Raw genomic sequence first — 17,487 nt, 5'->3', positions numbered from 1 at the left:
TAAATTATATTTTTCTTTAAAGTTGTTTTTACTTTTTTATCAATATGTCTTTCATTTTTCCTCCAAGTTAATCTGATAGAAAATTTTTTTAAGAATATCCTGACGGCTAACAATATCTTCCGTACCAGAATCTCTTGTTTCCTGCCCGTAATAATAAACGGCAGAATTACCAAGAATCATAACTTCACAACTATCGGTGGCTATCTGTAAATTAATTAACTTTCCGTCCTTACGGGTAAGATAAATGGAAGCGGTAAAAGGGCAACCTGTTAAACCGTTATATTTTGCATTTGAGAACAATAAGAGTACTAGTATCACAGTTTGTTTTTTCAATACTGTCAAGCTTTTCTTTCATGCCTTTTATAAGGGTTTCTTCCAAAAGAACATACTCATTTATACTGATACCGTCAATAATCATTGTTACTGCAATTTGTGGATATACTTCCAATTCAAATAAGGAATTTCCCCTCTTTATTACTTCCTTTGCATTCTTAATATATTTGTGATTTCCTGAAAGCTGAAATCTTTTAATCGTTATAATCTGATCTATATTTGGTGTTGTTTCACCCACTGCTATAAAAAGAATGTCTTTGTTATTGTAATAGTTTGCATATATACCCTTAGAAAAACGGCCAATTTCTTTCCCTTGGGAATCCTCTAAAACCCATTCATTTATATCGTTAAAGCTTGTTTGATAAAGGCTTGTGTATTCCGGCAGCCTCTTCCCGCCGCTTTTACAGGTAAGCAAAACATACCCGCTACCGTTATTATCTGTACGCCCCACACCATGGTAATTGTCACGTATAATTTCAGGCAAGGTATTTAATATTTCCTCCATTTCCTCATCAGTCATGTACCGAAAACCGCTGTTTACCAAAAGTTCTTCCATGGCAGCAACATGTGCTTTAAGTTCACTGATTTTATCCCCTTCATTAATTGTATTTTTTCATTGGTAGTATAGTCACCGTTGTTTTTCGCCGTATCAGTTAAATTTGTATTATCAACCGTCGCTGACATACCCTCATTAACATCCCTGTTTTACCGTTTGTTAGTTTGTTAAAAGTATAAGCCCAAGAATAACAAGCATAAAAAACACAAAAATACTCATCCATACCCCGTATTTTTTAAATTTCATTATTCCCTTGATTCTATCCTTGACATTACTTTCTCCAAATCCAAGAAATCCTCCATACATTAAGGCATTTTGTTTTGCAGCAATATTTAACTGTCACATCTATTAGCAAGAAAATCAGGAAGTATTATCCGTACATTTGCAATACCAGCTACAATAGGCGTAATCTATTCTTTCAGAAATAAAAACATTTATTTTTCGTTTAAAATTCAGCTTGCTGCCACACTCTTTAACCAATCCGTCATCATTATATAGAACGGCTGTTTTTAGTCTTTTAGAAGCTTTCAAATATGCATATATGCCAAAACTTAGCAGCACCAAAGAAATCAACAGCCATATGTAAGAAATTATAGAAATTGTACTGAGTTTTTCAATATTATAACAGCAGCTATTATTTCATCATCGGTGAGTTTTTCTTTTTTAAGAAATGTAGAGAAAAAAAGCTTTAATGAACCATCATGGAACTTATTAATATGTTCTTCACTTTCTGAGCGTATAACCTGTTCCCGTTCAATTAACGGATAAACTATGGAATTTTCATTTTTACTTCATTTATAACAGGTTTTTCAACCGAAACAACGTTAACAATATGATCTAAACACACAATTCCATAGTGTTCAAAATGCCCCGGATAATCATCACATGCAAATGTATGTACTTTTATAAAATCCAAATACCGGGATCTCTTATAAATCCTAAAAGCCTTTCCCTCGAATTCCTCATAATCATCCCAAGAGGTAAAAGATTCATTAGTTACTGAGTATGCAATATAGCTGTCAAAGTCCATCTGTATAACTGGCATCTTCTCATCCTCTATAATTGGATATAGATTTTCTATAATATGTTTATTAATAATTAAATTTTCTGATTTGCCACTGATTTTACATTTTTTAAAATATAACCTTAATGAATTGGCTTCCGGCTCAGTTAAACCAACTAATTCTACATAAACCAGATCCATAAGTTTCCTGTAATCCATTCATATTTTCCTTTCACAAAATTTTTTATGTAATTCTTGCGCCAAAGCTCTTAGGTATCACATAATCTTCAAATTCCCTGTTGAAGTAATCATCAGTCATGCCTGCAATAAAATCAACCACTTCTCGCCCTCTAAAAATTTTTTAAATACAATAGTTAACATCGCTTTACTTTATTTAAAAATTTAGAATGAATGGCATACTTTTTTACATATACCATTCATTCTAATTATCCTGTCAGTAATTTATATTCATACTTTATTTAAGTTATTTACATCATACTTTTTAGAACAAATTTATATTCAACCTTTATCAACAACTTAACAAGCTTATTTAATGTAAACTGCCTACTTCCATATTCTATAATTTCCGCTTAGTGCCAACAGCGCAAAGAGATACAGGCAATTGTCATAATAACGCCTGTTGCCTGTCCTTAATGGTGTATTCCAAAATAAATCAACACATTCTTTTCTGTATTTCCCCTTAGCAGCTAAAGAGGCCTGGGCATTTGTAGCAATAATTGCAACAGGATGCAGTGCTTTTTCATCAATAATTGTCCCGTCTATTTCGTACACCATGTCTATTTTACCTTCAACGGTTTCACAGAAAAACCTTTGTATATTATCAGCACATGTGCATTGCCAGTCATCTACACCAAACCATTCATAATCCAGACCGATGTTGGCAGCTACACGGTAGGAATCACTATAGTACCTTTGCCTGTTATCTTTCATGTAAGGTGTCCCGTCATAATGTGCATACTCCGGTGCAAGACCTGTAACAGGATGACAGGCTTTCTTTAAGTACTCCCTGCTGGCTTTGGCAGCTTCTTTCCAAAACTCCCTGTCTTCTTCATCCGCCCACAGGGCAAATAATTCATAAAAATGAGGCAAATGATACGATGGATCTGTAATCTCCATACCCGGAACAAACTTAATAAGCTTGTTATTTGGATTCCACATTGGATGTCCCGGTTTCCCGTCTTCTCCTTTATGTAAGCATTCTCTTAATATATCCCTGGCTTCTTTGGAATATTCAAAAATACCTTCACCGTCACCCCAGCGCTTCCACGCAAAAAACAACGCCATGGCAAAGTACTCTTCCCCGTCAGGTGCCGGGCCGTAGGAGTTTTTTGTCCCGTCAGGTGCTACAGACCATGCAAAGTAGCCGGCATTTTCCCCTTCTTCCATCCACATATATTTTTTAGCCCACTTCCAAAGGCAGTCAAATTCCTTTCTCCAATTTCTTTGTACACACATCATCATGGCATATGACATTCCCTCAGTTCTCACATCATTATTCCCGGTATCTAAAAAATATGACATATCGTCCCCAACTTGATGGTACAATCTCTCATCATCTGAACCATAGAAAATTGTATTATACGCATCTTCAATCTTTTTCTCAATTTCCTTTTCAGAATAGCCAAATTCTTTAAATATGTTTCTGTATTTTCCTGTGTAAAATGCTCCCTTCATATTAAGCTCCTTTCTTTTTCTTTTATTTTTTTCTTTTGATTTTTTCTGTTAAGTTTTATTTTCAATAAATTCTAAATAAAATATCAAAGCAAACTTCCAAATTTGCTTTTTTAAAATTGACTTAAATTCCATTTGATAACCTAATTCTATATTGATATAACCCTCTTGTCAAACCTTATATTTATATAATACTCATACCTATATTCATACTCGTATTTCATATTTATATTAATACATTAATATGACACTTGTTCCTTCTCCTTAGGTGATTAATTTTATTTTTTTACATATATTTCTTGGTAAATTGTCAGAATTTGCTGTATAATTTAATATATATATATTTTTTAAATAAAGGGGGGTATTTATTTGAAGCCCAAAAGATTTATTTTTTTTATCATCATTTTGGTGTTTTTATCGTCTAGTCTTACATTAAGTGCAAATCCGGAGTTTGATAAAAACACAAGAACACGGCTAATTGACCACATTGAAGGACAGCTTGTTGTCTGCATAGAAGACAGAAACGTTTTTTCTGCCCAAAGTACAAATAATTCAATACCGGATGCCATTTCAATTATGAAATTAAACGGATTTAATGTAGTAGACTCCCTTGACAATGATATATATACTCACCACCATACTCAAAATTATACTTTCTCAATTCAAAACTATGACAGCCATTTTAATTACGATAATCTTTTAAATTATGATAAATCTTTCAAAATTCAAAGTTATGACGGACATTTCAAAGAAAAAATTCTTCAAAATATAGGTAATGTTATGTTGGTGGAATACCCCGATAAATATCAATCTATAGAAACCGCCATTAAAAATCTTGAAAAGATTCTTACCGAAAACCATTACAATGTCAAATACATTGAACCAAACTATATCCTGAAAGCACTGGCAGAGGATACAACAAGTATGCACAGCTATCAAAAATGGTACTTAAACATGATTAACATTCCTGATGCATGGAACATATCAACCGGTCATGAAGATGTTAAAATTGCTGTTTTAGATTCCGGAATAGACTATAATCATGAAAGTCTTAAAAACCTGGTAAACACAGACTTGGCAAAAACTTATATAGGGAACGGCATAATGGATGAAGGAGCACATGGAACACATGTTGCTAGTGTCATTGCAAGTTATGGCAAAATTTCAGGTGTTATGAAAAAAGCAACAATTATCCCTATAAAGGTTTTAAACAAAGACGGTTTAGGGTCATCTTATGATATTCAGAAAGCTATATTATACGCTTCCGGCATAAATGCAGACGTTATAAATATGTCTTTTGGAGGAGAGTTTTTTTCCAGAGGGCTTAATGCTGCCTGTGAATTTGCATTTTCAAATGGCTCCATTTTAGTATCGGCAACCGGAAATGACAACAAAGATGAGGTTATGTATCCGGCAGCTTATGATACTGTTATTGCTGTAGGCGCTGTAGACATGAATATGAATAAGGCGGATTTTTCTAACTATGGTGATAAAATTGATATAGTAGCCCCGGGTACATTTATATACGGCGCAATACCGGGCAATAAATACGCGCATTTTTCAGGAACATCCAGCTCTGCCCCTCAGGTTTCAGCAGTTGCAGGTCTTATAAGATCCTTAGACAAAGACATATCCCCAGAAGATGTACGCAGGATTTTAACGGAAACTGCCCGGGATTTAGGCAATAAGAATTATTTTGGTCATGGCTTGCTGGATGCACATGCTGCTTTACTGGCTGTAAAAAATACTGATGACACCAATCCTCACTCATATACTTTAGGGGATGTAAACAGGGACGGCTCCATTAACTCAGCTGATTTAACTTTAATATCTAGATATATTTTAGAAGTGATAGATGATTTCCCTTCCATAGAAGGAAAAAATGCTGCAGATATAAATAATGACGGCGAAATCAATTCTTTTGATTATACCCTGCTTCAAATGCACATTTTGGAAATTATAGACATTTATTCTTTGAAAAAATAAAAGCTAAATAAATATCCAGGATATTAGCAGGTATTTTACTTCTGCTAATATCCTGGATATTGCTCTTTTAATATACAAACTTTCTCTTCTAACATATACCCCCCATATCATATATCATGACAAATATAACTTAAAATACAGGCATTTAAAAAATTTATTTTAATAGTCAGGTTCTGCTTTCATGGACAATGTAATATTTAAATTTCCATTTCTGCACCTTAATTCATCAATAAATTCTTTTTCGTTTACATCTTCCCTCATTGTAATTATATAAACAAGTTCATAAAGGGTGCCTAAATCCGTCGTCTTAACCCTCCTTAATTCATGACTTGAAGTATATTTTAAAAGCACATCATCAAAAACACCCTTATAGTCTAAATCTTCCGGTATAACAATTTTAAGCTGTTTGGTGTATATCTTTTTGTCTCCAAAATTAATTATACTTATAACATACATAAATCCACATATTATAAGAGTGAACAATATTGAATATGTCCACAACCCAATACCACATGCAAGTCCTGCCCCTGCTGAAAAAAGTATATAAGAAATATCCTTTGGATCTCCCGGGGCACTTCTGAATCTTATAATTGAGAATATACCCATTAAGCTGAAAGCTCTTGCAAAGTTACTTCCAACAAACAATATTATAATTGCAATGACAGCCGGAACCATAAGCAATGTATGTGTAAAGTTTTGTGAGTAGCGGCCCCTTGCATGTGTTATTATATAAGTTAGCGCAATTATAATTCCTGATAGAAACGCAAATACCAGCGTCCATATTACCTTAGAAATAGATATATCCATTCCCATTTCTTCTACTGCAGGATTTATTATATTGCCTATATTTGCAATTATCCTGCCTGCATTTGAATTTGCAACAACCTCACCTATATTTGCAATTGCGGAGTTGCAAAAGTATATCTTTGATGATAAAGCTGTGGTATATAAAATTGTTTCAAACACTCAACTCTTTCCCCCTCAGAAACTTTTTGAACTATTGTTTTCTTGTACTCAGTACCATACTTAGAAAAACTTGTTCTGTAAATTTTAAATTCACTAAGCATTTTAGACACCCATACAGGGATGGTTTTTTCTGCTTTTATCTCCATAAGGTACACATTATCGTCTAAAAGTTTTTCTCCATGGTCACCAAGTTCAAGCCTTAAATCCGTTCTTCTTGTCCTTATATTTGTGTCAAATGTTATTCTCAAATCTCTGTTATCAATTCCAAAAAATGCCCTCCTGTCATATGCAATATAAATCCTTGGCACAAGATTATATAGTTTTAGAAAATAGTCAATTTCATTTAAAACTTGTTTGTTCATATATTCTTTGTATTCGGGCATTATTGAAGTAAAAAGATAATTGTAGGCTTCTTTTAATACCAGCCTTGTTCTTCTTTTATTAACCAGCCCGTTTACCTTCTTTTTGATTTCTAAATAGACCTTATCTTCTAAAGAAGGTATTCCATAACCTCTTAATCTTAATTTTTCTTTGTACTTAGGTTTTGAAATTGACTTTCTGATAAGCTCATTATTCATCGTATCATAATATATGTTGCAAATAGTGTAATACGGATGTTTTTTGTTGTATTCGTCAAGCTCCATGTATTTACTTAGTACACGTTGAACATCTTCGTATATTTCGGCTCTAACTAAATACTTTTTTTCATACCTGTTAAATACCTCTATTGCCATGGCTTTATACCACCCCCTTATTATTTTGACTTTTGCAAAAACAGACAACATCAGATAATGGCTATATAATACACCACTCCTTTCCCACAACTTTTACATTTAAACATTACAATATTAAAATACGAAGGCAATAAAAATTTTGATGCATCTTTTCATTTTTTTAAAACACTTGCCTTTATTCTTATACTTCGGATTAAAAAAATTTTTGGGTCAGTAAAGATAGTCTTTGCCATGGCACTTTTGTGCCATGGCATTAAAAATTAAACTTATTAATCATTTATGTGGTAATGATGTGATTATATTTAAAACATATCTTTGTAAAATTGCACAATCTATGGAGTTGATTTCTCCATCTTCATATAAATCAGTAATGGCATATTTATCTTCTAATTTCAAATCTGAAATATTTAAAATATATCTTTGCAAAAGTACATAATCTGAAGAATTTATTACATTATCTCCGTTTATGTCACCCATCATACGCCCTCCTGATGAGGTCTTTTTAAAGACAGCTTTTATACTCAAATTGTTTTGAGGATTAATTGTAATTGTATCATTATACTTTATATCTTCATTGACTCCTTCCCATCTTTCAAACTGATAACCTTCATTCGGAATTGCTTTGATGGTAACGGGAACCCCTCCAAAATACACTCCGTTCCAGTTAGCAGGATCTTTAACCCCGGGGGTTTTTTCGTTTATATCTATTGAATTTATCCTGATATAACCCTTTTCAATATCAGTGCTGAGATTTATAGATGCACTTTGACTTACCCCGTTATTTCTAAATCTGTTAACTATATGATTTATAACGAAAGAAGGTCTTCTGTTGGCAAAATCCCTTAGTATATTAACTTCCTTGTTCCAATCCTCAATTTTATTCCAGCGCCTGTTGTGTTCATCTATAATATGAGCTATATCTCCACTTTTTTTGTCAATCATCTCATTTACCCTTTCTGGGACAAAAGCAGTATTTATATGATCTGCAAAGCGGTTTATAAACTTATTTCTAAAATCGTCATTTTCTAAAAGAGTTTTAAATAAAAATACCGACCAGGCAGGGGGAGCTCCAAAACCTCTTCCCTCAGTTGAAGCATATGATAATGTATCGTGATTTACCTGACCGCCGTATGCAAGACCAAAACCAAAGTCAGTATCTCTTATAGCCCATCTCCATCTGCCGTCCTGTCCTTTAGGGGCATTAGGATTGTACTCCCGATTATCTGTCTTGTATTTCCATAAAGTCTGATTGTTTGCAGGCCAGTCTGTGTTTGCAAAATAAATATGGGTAATGAGATAATCAATATAGCTGTCCAAATCCAGCTTTGTATTGACATACTCATATGTACTACTGTCTTTAATATTATTTTGCCTGATATAGTTTATAATATTTCTGTAATCCTGGGCATCCTCTTCCGTCCCTTCATCCACTTCAATTGATTCTGCCGTGGTACCTGCGATACTCAAAAGTGCAACTTTATCCCTGTCAAGGTCGTAGTGGATTTGAAAATACCTGTCATCGTATCGCTCCCTGACATTGTATATTCCCCAAAATTCGCCGTTTAAAAACAATACCGATGCCCTGAAAGCCTGGGTATCCACATTGAAATGGGAAACTAAATCCTGCATAAGCCCGTCCCTGAACATTGTATACTGGGAATCATTACCAGACATTCTCAGAACCAGACGCTTAAACTTTTCTATACTCTCCCCGGTACCTTTAGCTTTTAAACCGGGAAAAATCTCATGTTCAAACCATTTTTTTTCATCGTACTCTTCCCTGGCATACAGCCTGAAGGATTTTTGGGCATATTTTCTTGTATACCCGCCATGTATTCTGATTCCGGCATTTTGAGAAAAAGCAAGGGTATTGTCAGCTTCAAAAAACTCCACATGGACAGGTCTTTCCCATTCTTTCCCTCTCATTTCATAATTTCCATTCACATATATTCCAATTTGATTATCAAAAAGGTTATCCCTGTCAGTTACTATAGAAATTACAGGTAGTTTATACCTTTGAATCCCATTAGGATCTACAAAATATGACCGGGTAACCACATCACTTGCAATTCCCTGTTGGTTTACAGCAATTGCCCTTATGACAGTTCCTTTAAAAAGCTGTCCTTTCGGCTCTATCCAGCCCTGAAACATGTCGTTTGATACATTTCTTATCATTGACAAATCATTAGGTTCATCTGTTCTGTTTCTAATCAATATTCCGCCTGAATACTCAAAAGTCCCCTCAGAACCGGGAACAGGCACTGAGCCGTCTAAAGTATAAAAAATGCGTGTATTTGGTTCCTGGACACTTAAATACAACTCAAAAGGCTGTGTATAAAAGCCTCCCTGATGTGAAAAAACCGGTCTTAGGGCCTTGTTTGACTGCGCAAAAACATTAAGCCCTGTTAATGCAGATAACAGAACTGCAAAAATTAGTAAAGCACATATTTTTTTCCTCAAATCTAAACCCTCCTAAAAAAAATTATATAAAACTAAAAACAGATTCTTTTTAATTTAAAAAATCTCTTTTTAGTTAAAATCTTATTAACTAAAAAAATTTAAACCAGTTCTGAAACTTAACTCTGAGACTTAAAAAAAAGAATATCTAAAATGAATACTATAAATCTGCTTTTCGTTGAATAATTTCCATTGAATGCTTTTCATTGAATATAAATAGATTGAATATAAATAGGATATTGAAACGGTAATACCATATTCATTTATAATTTAATGCCGGTTTTTAAAATACAACTATAAAAACAAACTATAAATATTAAAAGTGCTTACTTATTATATTATACCCACATAGCAATGATTATTTCAACACCTTAAGATACCCTTAGTATTACTATTCGGTGTTTTTAAAATTTTTATTACTTATTTTATTATAATTTTCTTAAAGGAACTATAAACCTCATTAATATGCTCCTGTGAAAGTTTAACCCCTGTCCATATTTCATATGCCTTAATTCCCTGATAAAAAAGCATACCCAGTCCGTTTATTGTTTTACAGCCCTTCTTTTTTGCATCTTTTAATAATTTTGTCTCAAGGGGTGTGTATATTACATCATAAACAATCTGGCTGTCATTAAAATAATCCCCGCTTATAGGACTCTTTCCAACATCAGGGGTCATTCCCACAGAAGTAGTGTTTATAATTATATCACTTTCTTCAACAGCCATTTTAAATGTTTTATCTTCAAAATTATAAACTTGTACAATTTCCCTCACATTTTCATTTACAGTTTCCGCTAGTTCTATAGCCTTTTCTTTAGTCCTGTTTACAAGGCTTATTTTTTCTGCCCCTTCAGAGGCAATTTTTACCGCTATAGGGCGTGCTACTCCACCAGCCCCGATTAAGACAACTTTTTTCCCTTCAAAAGAAGTACCGGCTTCTTCTTTAAATGACCTTAAAAACCCCTCTGCATCCGTGTTGTAGCCATATAATTTTCCGTCAATTTTTTTAACTGTATTTACAGCTCCCATTAAAATGGCTTCTATGCTGTTTTCGTCAATGTATTTCATTATTTCTTTTTTATATGGAATAGTAACATTAAATCCTACAAAATCCAAAGATTTTAGTGCCTTAACTACAAGGGATAAATCTTCCTTTTCTACCTTTAACGGCACATATACATAATCCAAACCCAAAAGAGAACTTAGAGTATTGTGTAATATAGGCGAAATAGAATGTCCCACAGGATTTCCAATAAGCCCTAGTAATTTTGTCTTTCCTGTAACCCTTGCATCAATATTCATGCTGCTATCCCCTCTATTCTTAATTTTTTAAGTTCTTTTTTGATTACTTTTTGCATGTTTTGCCAAAACAAATTTTTCTGCTAATCTTTTTATCCTTACCAGAATAAATTCTTTAGTGGCTATGGGTTTTACCAGTATTGTAAACATATTAAGCTTATTTCCTCCATATATATCGGTAAAAATCTGATCTCCTATAACAGCAGTTTCTTCTGCTTTTATACCCATGATTTTTATTGCCCTTAAAAAAGACTTCTTGCCAGGCTTTGAGGCCCTGGAGATTGCATCAACCCCCAACTTTTCATTAAATTTTAAAACTCTCTTTTGGGTGGCATTTGAAACTATACAAACTTTAAACCCCATTTTTTTTACTTTATCCACCCACTTTATAATATCATCCCCTGCCTCTTCAACATAGTCAGGCACAAGAGTATTGTCAATATCAAGGATAAGACCTTTTATATTATTTTCAAGTAAATAATTTAAATCTATTTTTTTTACATTATCCGCTATTAAATCAGGATAAAACTTTTTAATCATCTTCCCCTCCAAAATTTCAATTTTAAAACTTTTATAATTTTTTTTATCCATAATTAAAACCATAATTATAGAATAACAGTACAGAAGGATAATATCAACAATATAAAAATATAAATTTTTTATTTTGCTTTTTTTATATCAAATATTTAAAAGTACTGGATTTTTTAATAAAAAAGTAGCATAATAGAATATATGCTATTTCTAATTCACATCACAACACTATACTATGATAAAATATGATAATATATATTTATTAGATTTTTTATTGAAAGGGGTTATTTTAAATGTCATTAGTAATAAGCGTAGAAAAAACTCAGAATCCTAAAGAAAAACCAGATCCATCAAGTTTAGGTTTCGGACAAGTTTTTACAGACCATATGTTTGTAATGGACTACACAGAAGGCAAGGGTTGGCATGATCCCAAAATTGTTCCTTACGGACCTATGGAATTTGAGCCTTCAACAATGATTTTTCACTATGGCCAGGCAATTTTTGAAGGCCTTAAAGCATACAAAACCAAAGAGGGAAAAGTACTTCTTTTCAGACCTCAGAAAAACATGGAAAGAATAAATATTTCAAATGAGAGACTGTGCATACCTGAAATAGACACAGATTTTGCACTGGAGGCTTTAAAAGCCCTTATTAAACTCGAAAAGGACTGGATTCCTGAAGCTGAGGGCACTTCCCTTTATATACGCCCGTTTATCATAGCGACAGATCCGTTTTTAGGTGTAAGACCCTCATTAACTTACAAATTTATAATAATCCTTTCACCGGTTGGTGCATACTATAAAGAGGGAATAAATCCTGTAAAAATATATGTTGAAAGTGACTATGTGCGTGCCGTAAGGGGAGGTATAGGATATGCCAAAACTCCCGGAAACTATGCATGCAGCTTAAAATCCCAGGTGGAAGCAAATAAAAAAGGCTATACACAGGTACTATGGCTGGACGGTGTAGAGAAAAAATATGTTGAAGAAGTTGGAACAATGAATGTATTTTTCAACATAGATAATGAAGTAATCACCCCATCTTTGGAAGGAAGTATTTTAGCAGGCGTAACAAGGGATTCCACCATTGAACTTTTAAAATCCTGGGGCGTAAAAGTTACAGAAAGAAAAATTACAATTGAAGAATTATATGATGCCCATGCAAAGGGTACCCTTATAGAAGCTTTTGGAACCGGTACCGCTGCTGTCATTTCACCAATTGGAGAGCTTAGCTGGAATGACAATGTTATAAAAATAAATGATGGCAAAATCGGCTCACTTTCTTCTAAAATATATGAAACACTAACAGGTATCCAGTACGGAAAAGTAGAAGACAAATTTGGCTGGACAGTAGAAGTATAGTAATAATAGCAGTAATATAAAGCAGTAATATTTAAATATTAGTAATCCAATAATAAACTAAAAAATTTATTATTGGATTACTTACAAAAAAACAAAATATGAAAGGAGCAATGTTTATGCCGCCATTTGTAATTCTAATTCTAGTAATAGGTGGAGCAGTTATCTTGCTGTCTGTTCTCTTGTCTTTTATTCCTGTAGGTCTTTGGATTTCTGCTTTTGCTGCCGATGTAAAAATCGGTATTTTCACACTTGTAGGTATGAGATTAAGAAGAGTTGTACCTTCAAGGGTGGTAAATCCCCTTATTAAGGCGACAAAAGCAGGCTTAAAGCTTACAATTGACAAGCTGGAAGCTCACTACTTAGCAGGGGGAAATGTTGACAGGGTTGTAAATGCCCTTATTGCCGCTCAAAGAGCAAATATCCCTCTTGAATTTGAAAAAGCTGCTGCCATTGACTTAGCAGGAAGAAATGTTCTTGAAGCCGTTCAAATGAGTGTAAATCCCAGAGTTATTGAAACTCCTGTTGTTTCCGCAATTGCAAAGGACGGTATAGAGCTTAGTGCCAAAGCAAAGGTTACGGTAAGGGCAAACATCAACCGCTTAGTGGGAGGAGCCGGAGAGCAGACAATTATAGCACGTGTTGGTGAAGGTGTGGTTACCACCGTTGGTTCTGCTGAAAGCCACAAGGAAGTTTTAGAAAACCCTGATGCAATCTCTAAAACCGTATTGGAAAAAGGTCTTGACGCCGGTACGGCATTTGAAATACTTTCCATTGACATTGCGGACATTGATGTTGGCAGAAACGTAGGCGCCCAGCTTCAAACTGACCAGGCAGAAGCTGATAAGCGTATAGCACAGGCAAAGGCCGAAGAGAGAAGGGCTATGGCGGTAGCTACCGAGCAGGAAATGAAAGCTAGAGTCCAGGAAATGAGAGCTAAGGTTGTGGAAGCTGAAGCAGAAGTTCCAAAAGCCATGGCTGCAGCTTTACGTGAAGGTAAAATCGGCGTTATGGATTATTACAATATGCAAAATATAATTTCAGATACCCAAATGAGACTAAGCCTTTCAAAAGCAACTCAGAGTGATGATGAAAAGCAACATGATAAAAAATAGTTTTTATAATTTTAAGGAGTTTTATTTATGAGTGAATTTCTATTTGATATTTTTGAAAATATTGTGGATGTAATTGACACTGTGGTAGATGAAGTTCAAAAAAAGTCTGATAAAAATAAATATTCGCAAAGGACAGCTGAAGGCAATATAGAAACAATTAAGGGTCTTTCCCCTTCTGCAAGGCGTCCTGTTAATGTAAAAGAAAATGTTATCATTTCAAATTATACTAATACTGATGATAAATCTGGTGCTTTAAGAGAAGCTAATAGTGGTACTGTAAAAGAAAATGTTGCAACTCCAAAGATAAAAGAACATGCTAACCCTTCAGTAAAGAAAAACCGAAACAGTGACATTATACCTAATTTTTCAAATTTATCCGGTAATGATGTTTTAAAAGGACTAATATTTTCTGAAATACTTGGAAAACCTAAATCTTTAAGAAGATACAGACAGTACTTATAAAAATAAGCCGGGACTTTATAGTTCCGGCTTATTTTTATAATGATTTTTACTTTTAAAAATTTTATATTAATAATTTTCCATGAAAACTTCAAAATGTGCTTGTGGGTGTATACATGCAGGACATAGTTCTGGAGCTGTGTCTCCCTCGTGAACATATCCGCAGTTACGGCATCTCCAAACGATTTTTTGATCTTTTTTGAATACTTTATTTTCTTTAACATTTTCAGCAAGTTTTCTATATCTTATTTCATGCTGTTCTTCAGATTTAGAAATCATTCTGAAAGCTGCTGCAATTTCAGGGAATCCTTCTTCTTCAGCTACATCAGCAAAAGCAGGGTATAATTTTGCCCACTCTTCATTTTCCCCGTCTGCTGCTGCAAGAAGGTTGTCAAGTGTTGTACCCTGAGCAACAGGATAAGTAGCATTTACTTCTAATATAGCTGGAAGCTCTCCCTCTAAACCTTCTAATAAAAATTTATAAAATCTTTTTGCGTGCTCTTTTTCATGGTCAGCAGTTTCTAGGAAAATCGCTTCAATCTGCTTATACCCTTCTTTTCTTGCTACGCTGGCATAATAAGTATATCTGTTTCTTGCCTGCGATTCTCCTGCAAATGCTTTCATTAAGTTTTCAACTGTTTTTGTACCTTTTAAACTTTTCATCTTATTATAACCTCCTATATTATTATTTTATTTTAGTCAATACTACCCATATATATACCATTGTTATTATATATTAAAACATAATTTTTTAAAATTGTTTTAAAAAAAAAATTATTTTGTGTGACAATATTACAATATATTTAAGTTTAGTTTAAAAAAATCATTTTTTTTCTAAAAATCAAAAAAATATGATAAAATATTATGTAGTATACATTTTACAAAAGAAAAATAAAATATAGGGGTAATTGTGATGAATTTTAAAAAATCTATATTTATATGGGGTTTTGTATTTTTTGTAGTGGGAAGTTTAATATTTATCCTGGCTAAGGCAGGTTTTAGCGGGACTTATGACCCAATTAACCCTGATACATATGGCGGGAATGCTCCGGATATAAATCCTGGTAATTTCTTTAATTCTTACTTAAATAAAAAATCAACCAATACACCGGAACCTGAAGAAGAAATAGACTATGATGCCATCCCTGGTTTAACCAATGGTCCCAGATACCAAGAACAGCTTGTTTCCCCAAACAGCATAAATATATTATTTACAGGCTCTGACGCTTTATCTGGCCTTAATGATACTATAGGTATATTTAGTATAGATAAAGAAAGCAAAAAGTTAAAAATCATTATGATACCCAGGGATTTGTATATAGATTATAATTTAAAAGTCAGGCACTATCTTGATTTAAATAACAGAAACCGTCCTGACTACTATAAAATTAACAGTGCCCATCAAATTGGCCCCTTTTTGTCCTATGAGGGTAAGTTTAGTGCATACTCTGTTAATTTTCTTGCTGATGTAATATATGAAGTTTTTAACATAAAAATAGACGATTATGTAAGCGTAAACCCTAAAGGCTTTAGAGAAGTGGTGGATTTGTTTGGAGGGGTTAGCATATATGTTCCTTACGATATGTTCTATGAAGATCCATTCCAGGACCTTTCAATTGCCCTTGAAAAGGGCACCAGGTGGCTAAACGGAGAGGAAGCAGAAGGTTTTGTACGGTTCAGACAGTACTATGATGAAGAAGGAAACCTTGTCAACCTGGGTGATTATGAAAGAAAAAGAAATCAGATAAACTTCATAAAAGCCTTTATAGAACAGCATGGTACAATATCAAATATTGACAAAATACCCGGACTTATAAGTACATTGAGCAAAAATGTCCGCCACAGCATCGGGGTTGGGAATATTCTCACCTCATATATAGGTATTGCTAAAGATGTAATCACCAACGACTATCAGCTGGAAACAATGACTGTTACAGGTACCGGAAAAATCATAAACAGGACATATTATGTTGTTATAGAGTAAATTAAATTATATCAGAAATATATTATATAAAATTATTATATCAAATAAATAAATCTAACATTTTAATTATTCATATATAAACTAAGCATATAAATGAAATAAATAAGCCTGCATATTAATCACATTTTATGCAGGCTTTTAAATAAACCTTTAAAACTTTTAAGCAAATTCCCTTATCATATCATTAATTTTTTCTTTAGATACAGGTTCCTGATAAACAAGGGGCTCCTTATTTTTTAGAAAATCCACTTTATCATGGTACGTCTCCATCTCTTTTTTAAATATTATACCTATTGGGATTTTATCCCCCCACTCCATGGCTTTTTCCATGGCTTTTAGCTTATCGGTGCAATCATAGGAGTCATCAAGTTTATAAACTCTTTTGCTGTACCAGGAAAAAGTATTTATTTTGTTAAAACTTACGCAGGGCTGGAGTATATCAACTAAAGCATACCCCCTATACTTTATTGCCTCTTCCATAATAGAAGTCAAATGTTCCAACTCTCCGCTAAAGGCTCTTGCAACAAACCCCGCTCCGAGGGATATGGCTGTAAGGACAGGATTTATTGGAAAATTTATGGAACCTTCAGGCTGGACTGCTGTCCTGTGCCCTAAATCAGTGGTGGGGGACGCCTGACCCTTTGTAAGACCGTATATCTGATTATTGTGTACAAAATGTGTAATGTCCACATTTCTTCTTATGTTATGGATGAAATGGTTTCCTCCTTCCCCATAAGTATCCCCGTCCCCTGTATTTATAATTACCGTCAAATTTTTATTTGCTATTTTAGCTGCAGCAGCAGGAGGTATGGCTCTGCCGTGAAGCCCGCAAAATCCATTGGTATTTATATATTGCGCTGTTTTTGCCGCCTGTCCTATACCTCCCACTACCAAAACTTCATGAGGCTTCTTTTTAAGGCTTATAAGGGCATTTTTTAAAGCCTCCAATATATTAAAATCACCACATCCCGGACACCAGGCTGTTTCAAATGTTTTATAAGTGCACTTATCCAT

19 protein-coding genes are annotated in these 17,487 nt (G+C 33.8%); 5 read left to right on the top strand and 14 right to left on the bottom strand.

Annotated features, from left to right (window positions below):
• Positions 1 to 51 precede the first annotated feature (51 nt).
• From HVS_RS07745 to HVS_RS07725, 7 genes are all read right to left on the bottom strand, one after another.
• Positions 52 to 300, bottom strand: a complete 249-nt coding sequence (locus HVS_RS07745; protein WP_101300882.1) for a hypothetical protein — start codon at positions 298 to 300, stop codon at positions 52 to 54.
• Positions 278 to 889: a hypothetical protein gene (locus HVS_RS07740; protein WP_101300880.1), complete on the bottom strand. Its 612-nt coding sequence runs from the start codon at positions 887 to 889 to the stop codon at positions 278 to 280. The genes HVS_RS07745 and HVS_RS07740 overlap by 23 nt, the downstream gene beginning before the upstream one ends.
• Positions 871 to 1,017, bottom strand: a complete 147-nt coding sequence (locus HVS_RS16525) for a hypothetical protein (RefSeq protein WP_159063420.1) — start codon at positions 1,015 to 1,017, stop codon at positions 871 to 873. Before HVS_RS16525 ends, HVS_RS07740 begins: the two co-directional genes overlap by 19 nt.
• A gap of 462 nt (positions 1,018 to 1,479) precedes the next feature.
• Complete coding sequence (locus HVS_RS07735) at positions 1,480 to 1,605, bottom strand: hypothetical protein (protein ID WP_235827772.1); 126 nt, start codon at positions 1,603 to 1,605, stop codon at positions 1,480 to 1,482.
• A gap of 53 nt (positions 1,606 to 1,658) precedes the next feature.
• Complete coding sequence (locus tag HVS_RS07730; protein WP_101300878.1) at positions 1,659 to 2,111, bottom strand: hypothetical protein; 453 nt, start codon at positions 2,109 to 2,111, stop codon at positions 1,659 to 1,661.
• Positions 2,112 to 2,136: 25 nt separating this feature from the next.
• Positions 2,137 to 2,232 (bottom strand): hypothetical protein, encoded by a 96-nt coding sequence (locus HVS_RS16280; protein ID WP_235827656.1) that lies wholly within the window; start codon positions 2,230 to 2,232, stop codon positions 2,137 to 2,139.
• A gap of 224 nt (positions 2,233 to 2,456) precedes the next feature.
• Complete coding sequence (locus HVS_RS07725) at positions 2,457 to 3,587, bottom strand: family 8 glycosyl hydrolase (RefSeq protein WP_101300876.1); 1,131 nt, start codon at positions 3,585 to 3,587, stop codon at positions 2,457 to 2,459.
• A gap of 366 nt (positions 3,588 to 3,953) precedes the next feature.
• Between HVS_RS07725 and HVS_RS07720 the strand changes: the two genes are divergently transcribed.
• Positions 3,954 to 5,570 (top strand): S8 family serine peptidase, encoded by a 1,617-nt coding sequence (locus HVS_RS07720; RefSeq protein ID WP_101300874.1) that lies wholly within the window; start codon positions 3,954 to 3,956, stop codon positions 5,568 to 5,570.
• A 159-nt stretch (positions 5,571 to 5,729) separates the two neighbouring features.
• On the opposite strand, the gene HVS_RS07715 is transcribed toward HVS_RS07720, so the two are convergent.
• From HVS_RS07715 to HVS_RS07695, 5 genes are all read right to left on the bottom strand, one after another.
• Positions 5,730 to 6,383: a DUF4956 domain-containing protein gene (locus HVS_RS07715; RefSeq protein ID WP_101304145.1), complete on the bottom strand. Its 654-nt coding sequence runs from the start codon at positions 6,381 to 6,383 to the stop codon at positions 5,730 to 5,732.
• A 77-nt stretch (positions 6,384 to 6,460) separates the two neighbouring features.
• Positions 6,461 to 7,270: a polyphosphate polymerase domain-containing protein gene (locus HVS_RS07710; RefSeq protein ID WP_101304143.1), complete on the bottom strand. Its 810-nt coding sequence runs from the start codon at positions 7,268 to 7,270 to the stop codon at positions 6,461 to 6,463.
• Between the two features lie 273 nt (positions 7,271 to 7,543).
• Complete coding sequence (locus tag HVS_RS07705) at positions 7,544 to 9,730, bottom strand: CotH kinase family protein (RefSeq protein WP_101300871.1); 2,187 nt, start codon at positions 9,728 to 9,730, stop codon at positions 7,544 to 7,546.
• A 417-nt stretch (positions 9,731 to 10,147) separates the two neighbouring features.
• A complete protein-coding gene (locus HVS_RS07700; RefSeq protein ID WP_101300869.1) occupies positions 10,148 to 11,029 on the bottom strand; it encodes a shikimate dehydrogenase in 882 nt (293 codons plus the stop codon).
• Positions 11,030 to 11,056: 27 nt separating this feature from the next.
• Positions 11,057 to 11,566 carry a YqeG family HAD IIIA-type phosphatase gene (locus HVS_RS07695; RefSeq protein WP_235827655.1) on the bottom strand — a complete coding sequence of 170 codons (510 nt, stop codon included), beginning with the start codon at positions 11,564 to 11,566 and terminating at the stop codon, positions 11,057 to 11,059.
• Positions 11,567 to 11,850: 284 nt separating this feature from the next.
• Here HVS_RS07695 and HVS_RS07690 point away from each other — a divergent pair, with 284 nt between their 5' ends.
• The 3 genes from HVS_RS07690 to HVS_RS07680 all read left to right on the top strand — a co-directional run bounded on the left by HVS_RS07690 (position 11,851) and on the right by HVS_RS07680 (position 14,492).
• Complete coding sequence (locus tag HVS_RS07690) at positions 11,851 to 12,918, top strand: branched-chain amino acid aminotransferase (RefSeq protein WP_101300865.1); 1,068 nt, start codon at positions 11,851 to 11,853, stop codon at positions 12,916 to 12,918.
• A gap of 116 nt (positions 12,919 to 13,034) precedes the next feature.
• Positions 13,035 to 14,030, top strand: a complete 996-nt coding sequence (gene floA / locus HVS_RS07685; RefSeq protein WP_101300863.1) for a flotillin-like protein FloA — start codon at positions 13,035 to 13,037, stop codon at positions 14,028 to 14,030.
• Between the two features lie 27 nt (positions 14,031 to 14,057).
• Entirely contained in the window at positions 14,058 to 14,492 is a 435-nt protein-coding gene (locus HVS_RS07680) for a hypothetical protein (RefSeq protein WP_101300860.1), read from the top strand.
• Between the two features lie 66 nt (positions 14,493 to 14,558).
• Here the strand turns inward: HVS_RS07680 and rbr are convergent, their stop codons facing one another.
• Complete coding sequence (gene rbr / locus HVS_RS07675) at positions 14,559 to 15,152, bottom strand: rubrerythrin (protein ID WP_101300858.1); 594 nt, start codon at positions 15,150 to 15,152, stop codon at positions 14,559 to 14,561.
• Positions 15,153 to 15,402: 250 nt separating this feature from the next.
• Here rbr and HVS_RS07670 point away from each other — a divergent pair, with 250 nt between their 5' ends.
• Entirely contained in the window at positions 15,403 to 16,473 is a 1,071-nt protein-coding gene (locus tag HVS_RS07670) for an LCP family protein (protein ID WP_101300856.1), read from the top strand.
• Between the two features lie 159 nt (positions 16,474 to 16,632).
• On the opposite strand, the gene HVS_RS07665 is transcribed toward HVS_RS07670, so the two are convergent.
• The gene (locus HVS_RS07665) at positions 16,633 to 17,487 is read right to left on the bottom strand and encodes a thiamine pyrophosphate-dependent enzyme (RefSeq protein ID WP_101300854.1); all 855 of its coding nucleotides are present in this window, start codon (positions 17,485 to 17,487) and stop codon (positions 16,633 to 16,635) included.

This window comes from Acetivibrio saccincola (assembly GCF_002844395.1).
GTDB lineage: Bacteria > Bacillota > Clostridia > Acetivibrionales > Acetivibrionaceae > Herbivorax > Herbivorax saccincola.
The sequence above is the reverse complement of the archived record's forward strand: the minus strand, read 5'-3'. Positions and strand labels throughout refer to the sequence as shown.

Coding starts and splice junctions, on each gene's coding strand:
- HVS_RS07740 (WP_101300880.1), bottom strand. CDS start 889: ATGGAAGAACTTTTGGTAAACAGCGGTTTTCGGTACATGACTGATGAG.
- HVS_RS07690 (WP_101300865.1), top strand. CDS start 11,851: ATGTCATTAGTAATAAGCGTAGAAAAAACTCAGAATCCTAAAGAAAAA.
- HVS_RS07715 (WP_101304145.1), bottom strand. CDS start 6,383: ATGGGAATGGATATATCTATTTCTAAGGTAATATGGACGCTGGTATTT.
- HVS_RS07665 (WP_101300854.1), bottom strand. CDS start 17,487: ATGGATAAGTGCACTTATAAAACATTTGAAACAGCCTGGTGTCCGGGA.
- HVS_RS07710 (WP_101304143.1), bottom strand. CDS start 7,270: ATGGCAATAGAGGTATTTAACAGGTATGAAAAAAAGTATTTAGTTAGA.
- HVS_RS07670 (WP_101300856.1), top strand. CDS start 15,403: ATGAATTTTAAAAAATCTATATTTATATGGGGTTTTGTATTTTTTGTA.
- rbr (WP_101300858.1), bottom strand. CDS start 15,152: ATGAAAAGTTTAAAAGGTACAAAAACAGTTGAAAACTTAATGAAAGCA.
- HVS_RS07725 (WP_101300876.1), bottom strand. CDS start 3,587: ATGAAGGGAGCATTTTACACAGGAAAATACAGAAACATATTTAAAGAA.
- floA (WP_101300863.1), top strand. CDS start 13,035: ATGCCGCCATTTGTAATTCTAATTCTAGTAATAGGTGGAGCAGTTATC.
- HVS_RS07680 (WP_101300860.1), top strand. CDS start 14,058: ATGAGTGAATTTCTATTTGATATTTTTGAAAATATTGTGGATGTAATT.
- HVS_RS07700 (WP_101300869.1), bottom strand. CDS start 11,029: ATGAATATTGATGCAAGGGTTACAGGAAAGACAAAATTACTAGGGCTT.
- HVS_RS07695 (WP_235827655.1), bottom strand. CDS start 11,566: ATGATTAAAAAGTTTTATCCTGATTTAATAGCGGATAATGTAAAAAAA.
- HVS_RS07730 (WP_101300878.1), bottom strand. CDS start 2,111: ATGGATTACAGGAAACTTATGGATCTGGTTTATGTAGAATTAGTTGGT.
- HVS_RS16525 (WP_159063420.1), bottom strand. CDS start 1,017: ATGTCAGCGACGGTTGATAATACAAATTTAACTGATACGGCGAAAAAC.